A 10594-nucleotide genomic window follows, 5' to 3' on the forward strand; every position below is an offset into this window, starting at 1 on the left:
GGGCGGTCATTCGCCGGTAATTGCCTGGTAATTGCTCCGAGTTCATTGCCGGTTCCGTACGATTTACCGGCCGATGACCACGGAATTGTCTCCGAATGACCGTGGAATGAGTGCAGAACTACCGCGCGATTCCTGGCTGCTGACCCATGAGTTTTATCGGGGGTCGGGGCGGGGGGTCGCGCGGTGGCATTTCCAGGGGGTAGGACCGCGCGTATAGCTGCGCGTGAGGCCGCGCGTAGGGCCGAGGCAAGTGCCGGCCGCCGCCCGCGATGGTGCGGCGGCAGCTGGTCAGGGTGGGGCGGCAGACGGTCCGCACGGGGCGGTGGCCGCCAGCCCGCATGGCACGACAGCAGCCGGACGGGAGGGGGCAGCGGCCGCCGGCCCGTATGGGCTCAGTCGGTGGGTGGGAAGTGGCCCTTGTCGACGAAGAACCCTACGTACCTGCCGAAGAGTTCCTCGGTCAGCGGTGGGCAGCTGATGCCCGTGCCGGTCAGTGCGGACTCGGTCTCGGTGGTGTCGAGGGCCGGGTAGAAGGCGTCGGTGTCGGAGGTCATCATCTCGAAGGCGTGCAGCAGCGGGAGCAGCGCGTTGTCCCGGTCCGCGTGCAGGGCCGCCCGCCACTGCTCCCGGTCCGTCTCCGCGAGCCGGTAGCCGAGGCGGCGCAGATACGTCACGCAGTCGGCGAGGCTCAACGAGCTGCGGTTGAACAGGTGGTAGGTGCCGCCCGCTCCCGCGGGCCGGGTGGAGATGCCGAGGATCGCGGCGCTGACGTAGTCGACCGGCAGCAGATGGAAGCGGCCCGGGACGCCGGACGGGACGAGCCCCGCCTGGAGCAGGCCCTTGAGGCTGAGCCAGACGAAGTCACGGGTCTGGCAGGCGCCGTTGTCCCGGTCGCCGGAGATCACGTCGACCCGGTACACGGAGACGGGCAGGCCCCGCTCCCGGGCCAGGTCCACGATCTGCTCGCCGACCCACTTGCTGCGCAGATACCCGCTGGGCAGCGCCTCGGCCGGCCCGGTCGGGTCGGTGACCCTCAGCGGGACGCCCGGGGTGACCGGTCCGTCGAACACGCCGACGGTGGAGACGTGGTGGACCGGGACCGTGCGGTGCCGCGCGGCGAGCCGCAGCACCTCGACCGTGCCGTGCACGTTGGCGTCGCGGAGCGCCCGGTAGGGCTTGAGCCAGTGCACCGAGGCACCCGCGTGGTAGACCGCGTCGACGCGGCGGGCGAGGTCGTCGAACCGGTCCTCGCTCAGGCCGAGCCGCTCCTCGGCGAGGTCTCCGACGACGACGGCGAGCCGCTCCTCGTCCACGTCGTCCCACACCCGGTACCACTCCAGGCTGTCGCGCAGCCGCCGGTGTGCCGCGCGTTCGTCGGCGCCGCGCACCAGGCAGTGGATCCGGGCGGTGGTGGTGCGCATGAGGTCGCGCAGCAGGAAGGCGCCGAGGAAGCCGCTGGCGCCGGTGAGCAGGATCTCCCGCGGTTCGGCCACCGTGCGTACGACCTCGGGTGCCGGAAGGATGTCGGCGGGGAGACGGATGTCGGCGGCGTAGTCCTCGTCGGTGTCGGCGTCCGTGTCGGCCGCGCCGGTGTCCGGGGTGAGTGTGGTGAGCAGGTGTGCGGCCAGGTCGTGCGGGGTCGGGTGGTCGAAGACCACGGTGGCGGGCAGGGTCAGACCGGTCAGCTCCGCGACCCGGTTGCGCAGTTCGACCGAGGTGAGCGAGTCGAGGCCGAGCTGCGGGAAGGAGCGGTCGGCGGCGATGTCGTCGGTGCCGGAGCGGCCGAGGACCCGGGCGGTCTCCGTACGCAGGGCGGCGAGGATCTCGGCATGTCGTGCCTCCTGCGCGTCCAGGCCGGCCAGCCGGTCGCGCAGGGAGGGGCCGGTGTCGGCGGCGCCCTGCGCGGTGCCGCGGCGCGGGACGCGGACCAGTGCGCCGAGTACGGCGGGAACACGCGGCTGCTCGCGCAGCGCGGCCACGTCCAGCGGGGTGGCCACCGGGTCGGGCCGGCCGAGCCGCAGAGCGAGGTCGAACAGGGCGATGCCCTGCTCGGTCTCGACCGGACGGAAGCCGCTGCGGGCGATGCGCCTGAGGTCGGTCTCGGTCAGGTTTCCGGTCAGTTCGGAGGCCTGCGCCCACAGGCCCCAGGCGATGGAGGTGGCGGCCAGGCCGTGGGCGGCGCGGTGCCGGGCGAGCGCGTCGAGGAAGCCGTTGGCGGCGGCGTAGGTGGACTGGCCGGGTCCGCCGACGACCGCGGCGATCGAGGAGAACGTGACGAACGCGGTCAGACCGAGGTCACGGGTGAGGTCGTGCAGATGCCAGGCCGCGTCCGCCTTCGGCCGCAGTACCGCGGCGAGCCGGTCGGTGGTCTGGGCGGCGACGACACCGTCGTCCAGGACGCCCGCGGTGTGCACCACGCCGCGCAGCGGGTGCTCGCCGGGGACGGTGGCCAGGAGGCTGGCGAGGGCGTCCCGGTCGGAGACGTCGCAGGCGGCGACGGTCACGGCGGCGCCGAGCGACACCAGTTCGGCCCGCAGCGCCGCGGCCCCGGGCGCCTCGGGGCCGCGCCGGCTGACCAGCAGCAGGTGCCGTATCCCCCGCTCGGTGACCAGATGCCGGGCGAACAGCGCACCGAGGCTGCCCGTGCCACCGGTGATCAGCACGGTGCCGTCGGGGTCCCAGACGGGCGCGGTCGGTACGACGCCGTCGGAGTCTTGGGCGGACGCGGTCGGCGCGATGCCGCCGGAGTCCCCGACCGACGCGGTCGGCACGATATCGCCGGAGTCTTGAGCGGGCGCAGCCGACTCCGTCCGCACGATGCCGTCAAAATACCCGGCCGACACGGTCGGCACGAAGCCGCCGGAGCCTTGAGCGGGCGCGGCCCACGCCGGCTGCACGGTGCCGGCCACATCCCCGCCCGACGCGGTCGGCGCGGTGCCACCAAAGCCCCGGGCCTGCATGGCGGTTGTGCCGGGCCGCTCGGCGCGGATCAGGCGAGGCACCAGGACCTGCGGGTCGGCGGCGCGGCCGGGGCCGGCGGGTGCGGAGTTGCGCACGGCGACCTGCGGTTCGCCGGAGGCCACGACGGCGGACAGAACGGTGTCCAGACCGGCGGCGTCCGGGTCGGGTACGTCGGCCAGGACGAAGCGGCCGGGTGCCTCGGACTGGGCCGAGCGCAGCAGGCCCCAGGCGGCAGCGGCGCCCAGATCGCGGACGTCCTCGCCCTCGGCGGTGGCGACGGCACCGCTGGTGAGCACGACGAGCGGGAGGTCGTTCAGGGCGTCCTCGGCGAGCCACTGCCGGGCCAGTTCCAGGGCCCGCCCGGCGGTGGTGTGCACCGCCTCCGGGGGCGTACTGCCGGGCGGCGAGGCGAGCCGTACCCGTACGGCGTCGATCTGCGCGCCGGCGGACACGGCGGCGGCCAGCGCGGCCGGGTCGGGGTCCGTGCCGTCCGTGGCGAGGTCCGCCCAGTGCAGCTGGGCGGGCGTGAGCGGGCGGGGTGTCCAGTCGACGTGGAACACCGCGTCGTGGTCGCGGGTGCGGGCGGCGGCGAGCGTGCCGGGGTCCTGCTCGCCCGGGGTGATCGCCGCGACCTCGGCGACCGGCCGGCCGGCCGGGTCGGTCAGGTGCAGCGTCCAGTCACCGGTGTCCGGGTCCGGGGTGATCCGGGCCCGCACCTCACGCGCGCCGACCGCGTGCAGTCGTACCCCTTGCCAGCGCAGCGGCGCGCGGGACGGGCCGAGCAGCGGACGCAGGGCGGCGTCGAGCAGTGCGGGATGCAGGCCGAAGTCGTCGGCCTGGTCCGCGAGTTCGTCCGGGAGCCGTACCTCGGTGAAGTACTCCCCCGCGTGCTCCCACACCCCGGTCAGGCACTCCAGTAGCTCCGGCGGATACGAGGTTCCGCCGGCGGCGAGCCGCTCGTGCACGTCGTCCGGGGTCAGGGCGGTGGCGTCGGCGGGCGGCCACTGCCGTTCGCCGGGGGTCGCGGGTCCGGTCAGCGGGGCCGGGCCAAGGGTGCCGTGGGCGTGGCGGAGCCATGAGGCACCGGGGTCCTCGGTGCGCGTGTGCACAGCGAGGGTGCGGCGCCCGGCCGGGTCCGCGGGGCCGACGCGGATCTGCAGGCGCAGGGCGCCCTGGGCGGGCAGTGCGAGGGGTTCGTCGAAGGTGAGGTCGTGGACCTCGGCGCAGCCGGTCTCGTCGGCCGCGTGGATGGCCAGCTCGGCGAGCACCGCGCCCGGTACGACGGGCTGCCCGGCGACGCTGTGTCCCGCGAGCCAGGGATGGGTGCGGGCCGACAGGCTGCCGGTGAACAGGGTCTCGTCACTGTCGCCGAGCGTGAGGGCCGCGCCGAGCAGGGGGTGCCCGGCCGTGTCGAGGCCGAGCCCTCCCGTGTCAGCGGCGGACTCTGCGGCCTCGACCCAGTAACGCCGGTGCTGGAAGGGGTAGGTCGGCAGCGGTACGCGACGGGCGCCGGAGCCGTTGAAGAAGGCCTCCCAGTCCACCGCCGTACCGGAGAGGTGCAGTTCGGCCAGGGTCTCCACGAGGGTGTGCGGCTCGGTACGGCCGCGCCGCTGGAGGGCGAGGGCCAGGGTGCCGGGGCGGTCGGCGAGGACACTCCGGTTGAGCGCGGTCAGGACACCGTCGGGCCCGATCTCCAGGAAGGTGCGCGTGCCCTGCTCCTCCATCGCGGTGACGGCGTCGGCGTAGCGGACGGCCTCGCGCACCTGCCGTACCCAGTAGTCCGGGTGGCGCAGATCGTCGCCGATCGCGGGCCGGCCGGTCAGGGTGGAGACCACCGGGATTTTCGGAGCGTGGAAGGTGACGCTCTTGAGGACGGTGCGGTACTCCTCCAGCATCCCGTCCATCAGCGGGGAGTGGAACGCGTGCGAGACCGTCAGCCGCCGCACCCGCCGCCCCCACTCCGAAAGGTGACCGGCCACTTCCTCCACGGCACTCTCGACACCCGAAATCACCACCGCGGACGGCCCGTTCACCGCCGCGACACTCACTTCACTCTCCCGACCGACCAGCAACGAAGCCACCTCGGACTCCGCCGCCTCCACCGCCACCATCACGCCACCCTCAGGCAGCACCTCCATCAAACCGGCACGCGCCGCCACCACCCGGCAGGCATCCTCCAACGACCACACACCCGCCACATGCGCAGCCGCCAACTCCCCCACCGAATGACCCGCCACACACCCCGGCACCACACCCCACGACTCCACCAACCGCCACAACGCCACCTCGAAAGCAAACAACGCAGGCTGCGTCCACCCCGTACGACCCAACCGACCAGCACCCTCGTCATCCGAAGCGAACATCACCTCCCGCACCGAACCCCCCACCAACGGATCCAGCACCCCACACACCTCAGCCAAAGCCGACGCAAACACCGGAAAGGCCTCCGCCAACTCCCGCCCCATCCCCGGACGTTGCGCACCCTGACCCGAGAACACCAGACCGAGAGCGCCGTCGACTGCGGCGTGGGTGCGGGTGGGGTCGGACGCGAGGCCCCGCAGGGCTGCCTCGAGTTCGGTGCGGTCGGTGCCGGTCACGGCGGTGCTGTGCTCGTGCAGGGTGCGGGTGGTGGCCAGGGAGTAGCCAATGTCGGCGGCGGTCGCCCCGGGGTGTTCGGCGAGGTGCGCGAGGAGCCGTTCCGCCTGGGCGGCGAGGGCGTCGGTGCTGCGGGCGGAGAGGAACCAGGGCAGCGCGGGGAGCGGCCTGCCGGACTCATCGGCGGCGGCTTCCGGCTCGGGTTCCTCCAGGATGACGTGCGCGTTGGTGCCGCTGACGCCGAAGGCGGACACGGCGGCCCGGCGCGGCCGGTCCGTGCGCGGCCACGCCCGCTCCTCCGTGAGCAACTCCACCGCACCGCTCGACCAGTCGACCATCGGCGTCGGCTCGTCCACATGCAGCGTCCTCGGCATCACCCCGTGCCGCATCGCCTGCACCATCTTGATGACACCGCCCACCCCGGCGGCGGCGACGGTGTGTCCGAGGTTGGACTTCAACGAGCCGAGATACAGCGGCAGTTCGCGGCCCTGCCCATAGGTGGCCAGCAGCGCCTGCGCCTCGATCGGATCCCCCAACCGGGTCCCCGTACCGTGCGCCTCCACCACATCCACATCCGCCGGACCAAGCCGAGCGCTGCTCAACGCCTGCCGGATCACCCGCTCCTGCGACGGACCATTCGGCGCCGTAAGCCCATTGCTCGCCCCGTCCTGATTCACCGCACTGCCCCGCACCACCGCCAGCACCCGGTGACCGTTACGCAGCGCATCCGACAACCGCTCCACCACCAACAGCCCCACACCCTCCGACCACGAGGTGCCGTCGGCCGCCGCGGCGAAGGACTTGATGCGGCCGTCGGGGGCGAGGCCGCGCTGGCGGGAGAAGTCGACGAAGCCGCCGGGGGTCGCCGTGATGGTGGCGCCGCCGGCCAGGGCGAGGGAGGACTCGCCGCGCCGGACCGACTCCACGGCCAGGTGCAGGGCGACGAGGGAGGAGGAGCAGGCGGTGTCCACCGACAGAGCGGGGCCTTCGAGGCCCAGGACGTAGGCGATCCGGCCGGAAGCGACGCTGCTCAACTTGCCGGTCATCAGGTGGCCTTCGAGTTCCCGGGGACCGGCGAGGCCCAGGTAGCTCTGCTCGATCACGCCGGCGAACACACCGGTGCGGGTTCCGCGCAGCGAGGCGGGGTCGATGCCCGCGTCCTCCAGTGCTTCCCAGGCCGTCTCCAGCAGCACCCGCTGCTGCGGATCCATGGCGGTGGCCTCGCGGGGCGAGATGCCGAAGAAGTCGGCGTCGAACAGCGCGGCGCCGTCCAGGAATCCGGCTTCTCGGGTGTAGGAGGTGCCGGGGTCGTCGGCGTCCGGGCTGTACAGGCCGTCCAGGTCCCAGCCGCGGTCGGCGGGGAACGGGCCGATCGCGTCGCGGCCCTCGGTGACCAGGCGCCACAGGCCGTCCGGCGAGGCCACACCGCCGGGGAAGCGGCAGGCCATGCCGACGATGGCGACGGGTTCCCGCGCCGCGGACTCCAGTTCGGTGACGCGCTCGCGTGCCTTCTGCAGGTCCGCGGTCACCCACTTCAGATAGTCGACCAGCTTCTGTTCCCGGGTCTGGGCCGTGGTCGGAATGCCGGACTCGGTGGGCTGGGCAGCAGACATGCGAAATGAGCCTCTCGTTCGGGTGCGGGGCGGAACACAGGGCCAGGTGGGCGGGCCGCCGGTCGGGGCGGCCCGCCCACCGGTCAGTCCGCCGCTCGGCCGAGCTGGGTGTCGATGAAGTCGAAGATCTCGTCGGTGGAGGCGGACGCGATCAGGTCCGCCGCCGCGTCGGAGGCCGGGGCGGCGGTGGCCTCGGCGTCGCCGGTCAGACCCGCCAGCAGCTGCCGCAGCTCGATCACGGCCTCGGCCCGGGTCTCGGCGTCGTCCGGCAACGCGCCGAGGGAGGTCGCCAGCGCGTCCAGGTGCGTGCGCACGCCGGCGGCGGGGTCTGCGGGTGCGGGGGCCGCGGTGTCGAGGAGGTAGGCGGTCAGCGCGGCCGGGTTCGGGTGGTCGAAGACCACGGTGGCGGGCAGGGTGAGCCCGGTGGCCGCGGCGAGCCGGTTGCGCAGCTCGACCCCGGTCAGGGAGTCGAACCCGAGGTCCTGGAAGGGCTTGTCGGGAGCGATCGCGGCCGGGTCGGGGTGTTTGAGGACGGCCGCGACCAGCGCGGTCACGGTCTGCAGGACGTACGGCCGGCGCTGTGTCCCGGCGAGGTCCGCGAGCCGTTCGGCCAGCGTCACGGTCCTGGCGGGCGCGGTCACCGGTTCCGGCCCGGTGTCCGGTGCGGGGGCGGGAGTCCGGCCCGGTCCGCCGTCCGCCGGCGGGAGCTGGTCGAGCCAGTGCCGGCGGCGTTGGAAGGGGTAGGTCGGCAACGGTACCCGGCGGGCGCCGGAGCCGGCGAAGAAGGCCTCCCAGTCCACCGCCACGCCACGGCCGTGCAGGGTGCCGAGGGCGCGCACCACCGACTCCGGTTCCGGTTGCCCGGTGCGTACCGCGGCGACGGCGAGGGTGGTGTCGGGCTCCCTTACGGCCTGGGCCGCGAGCGCGGCGAGGACGGCGCCCGGGCCGATCTCCAGGAAGGTGCGCGTGCCCTGCTCCTCCATCGCGGTGACGGCGTCGGCGTAGCGGACGGCCTCGCGCACCTGCCGTACCCAGTAGTCCGGGTGGCGCAGATCGTCACCGACGGCCCGGCGGCCGGTCAGCGTCGAGATGACGGGGATCCGGGGAGCCTGGTACTCGACCCCCTTGAGGACGGTGCGGTACTCCTCCAGCATCCCGTCCATCAGCGGGGAGTGGAACGCGTGCGAGACCGTCAGCCGCCGCACCCGCCGCCCCCACTCCGAAAGGTGACCGGCCACTTCCTCCACGGCACTCTCGACACCCGAAATCACCACCGCGGACGGCCCGTTCACCGCCGCGACACTCACTTCACTCTCCCGACCGACCAGCAACGAAGCCACCTCGGACTCCGCCGCCTCCACCGCCACCATCACGCCACCCTCAGGCAGCACCTCCATCAAACCGGCACGCGCCGCCACCACCCGGCAGGCATCCTCCAACGACCACACACCCGCCACATGCGCAGCCGCCAACTCCCCCACCGAATGACCCGCCACACACCCCGGCACCACACCCCACGACTCCACCAACCGCCACAACGCCACCTCGAAAGCAAACAACGCAGGCTGCGTCCACCCCGTACGACCCAACCGACCAGCACCCTCGTCATCCGAAGCGAACATCACCTCCCGCACCGAACCCCCCACCAACGGATCCAGCACCCCACACACCTCAGCCAAAGCCGAGGCAAACACCGGAAAGGCCTCCGCCAACTCCCGCCCCATCCCCGGACGTTGCGCACCCTGACCCGAGAAGAGCAGGCCGAGGCCGCCGGCAGAGGCGGGCCGCGGGTCGAGGGCCGACAGTTCGGCGAGGAGCGCCGCGCGGTCCGTGCCGACGGCGACGGCTCGGTGGTCGAGCGACGCTCGGCCGGTGGCGAGGGTGTAGGCCACGTCGAGGGGGTCGAGGGCCGGGTGCCGGTCGAGGTGAGCGCGCAGCCGCTCGGCCTGTGCGGTCACGGCCTCGGGGTACGGCCCGACAGCAGCCAGGGCAAGACGGGTACGGCGACGGACTGCGACGGCTCGGCGGGAGTCTCGGCCGGTGCCTCTTCGACGATGACGTGGGCGTTGGTTCCGCCGAAGCCGAACGACGACACACCGGCCCGGCGCGGCCGGTCCGTACGCGGCCACGCCCGCTCCTCGGTCAGCAGCTCCACCGCACCGCTCGCCCAGTCCACGTGGGGCGAAGGCTCCTCGGTGTGCAGCGTCCTCGGCATCACCTCGTGCCGCATCGCCTGCACCATCTTGATGACACCACCTACACCGGCAGCAGCCTGCGCATGCCCGATGTTCGACTTCAACGAGCCGAGATACAAAGGCTGTTCACGATCCTGCCCGTAAGCCGCCAGCAGCGCCTGCGCCTCGATCGGATCCCCCAACCGGGTCCCCGTACCGTGCGCCTCCACCACATCCACATCCGCCGGACCAAGCCGAGCGCTGCTCAACGCCTGCCGGATCACCCGCTCCTGCGACGGACCATTCGGCGCCGTAAGCCCATTGCTCGCCCCGTCCTGATTCACCGCACTGCCCCGCACCACCGCCAGCACCCGGTGACCGTTACGCAGCGCATCCGACAACCGCTCCACCACCAACAGCCCCACACCCTCGGCCCAGCCGACGCCGTCCGCGCCGGACCCGAAGGACTTGCAGCGCCCGTCGGGGGCGAGGCCGCGCAGCCGGGAGAACTCCACGAACGCGACCGGCGTGGACATCACCGTGGCGCCGCCGGCGAGGGCGAGGTCGCACTCGCCGTTGCGCAGCGCGTTCGCCGCCAGGTGCAGCGCGACCAGGGACGAGGAGCACGCGGTGTCCACGGCGACGGCGGGGCCCTCGAAGCCGTACGTGTACGACAGCCGGCCGGCGGCGATGCTGCCCGCGCTGCCGCTGAACAGATAGCCCTCGACCTCCTCGGCCGGCAGGTCCGAGCGGGAGCCGTAGTCGCCGTACATGAGCCCGGTGAACACGCCGGTGCGCGAACCGCGCAGGTCGGCGGGGTCGATCGCGGCGTGTTCGAAGGCCTCCCAGGTGGTCTCCAGCAGCAGGCGCTGCTGCGGGTCGATCGCGACGGCCTCGCGGGACGACATGCCGAAGAACTCCGGCTCGAACCGGTCGGCGTCGTGCAGGAATCCGCCCTCGCGGCCGTAGCTGGTGCCGGGGTGGTCGGGGTCGGGGTCGTAGAGGGTGTCGAGGTCCCAGCCGCGGTTGTCCGGGAATCCGGAGACGGCGTCCGTGCCGTCGGCGACGAGTCGCCACAGGTCGTCGGGCGAGGCCACGCCGCCGGGGTAGCGGCAGGCCATGCCGACGATCGCGATCGGCTCGTGCCGCCTGTCCTCGATCTCGCGCAGTTGCCGGCGCGCCTCGCGGGCGTCGGCGACGGCCTTCTTGAGATAGTCGCGGAGCTTGTCCTCGCCCGCCATGTCTGTCAAC

General features: G+C 73.1%; 1 protein-coding gene and 1 pseudogene. Both read right to left on the reverse strand.

Annotated elements, in window-relative coordinates; genetic code table 11:
* Window positions 1-392: 392 nt before the first annotated feature.
* Entirely contained in the window at window positions 393-7169 is a 6777-nt protein-coding gene (locus CRP49_RS41455) for a type I polyketide synthase (protein ID WP_097258520.1), read from the reverse strand.
* A gap of 83 nt (window positions 7170-7252) precedes the next feature.
* Window positions 7253-10593: pseudogene (locus tag CRP49_RS41460) on the reverse strand (type I polyketide synthase).
* Window position 10594: the final 1 nt, after the last annotated feature.

It is taken from the genome of Streptomyces sp. Ag109_G2-15, assembly GCF_900215565.1.
Lineage (GTDB): Bacteria > Actinomycetota > Actinomycetes > Streptomycetales > Streptomycetaceae > Streptomyces > Streptomyces diastatochromogenes.

Bases quoted from the DNA above. Each gene is read 5' to 3' on its own strand.
- CRP49_RS41455 (WP_097258520.1), bottom strand. From the start codon at position 7,169: ATGTCTGCTGCCCAGCCCACCGAGTCCGGCATTCCGACCACGGCCCAG.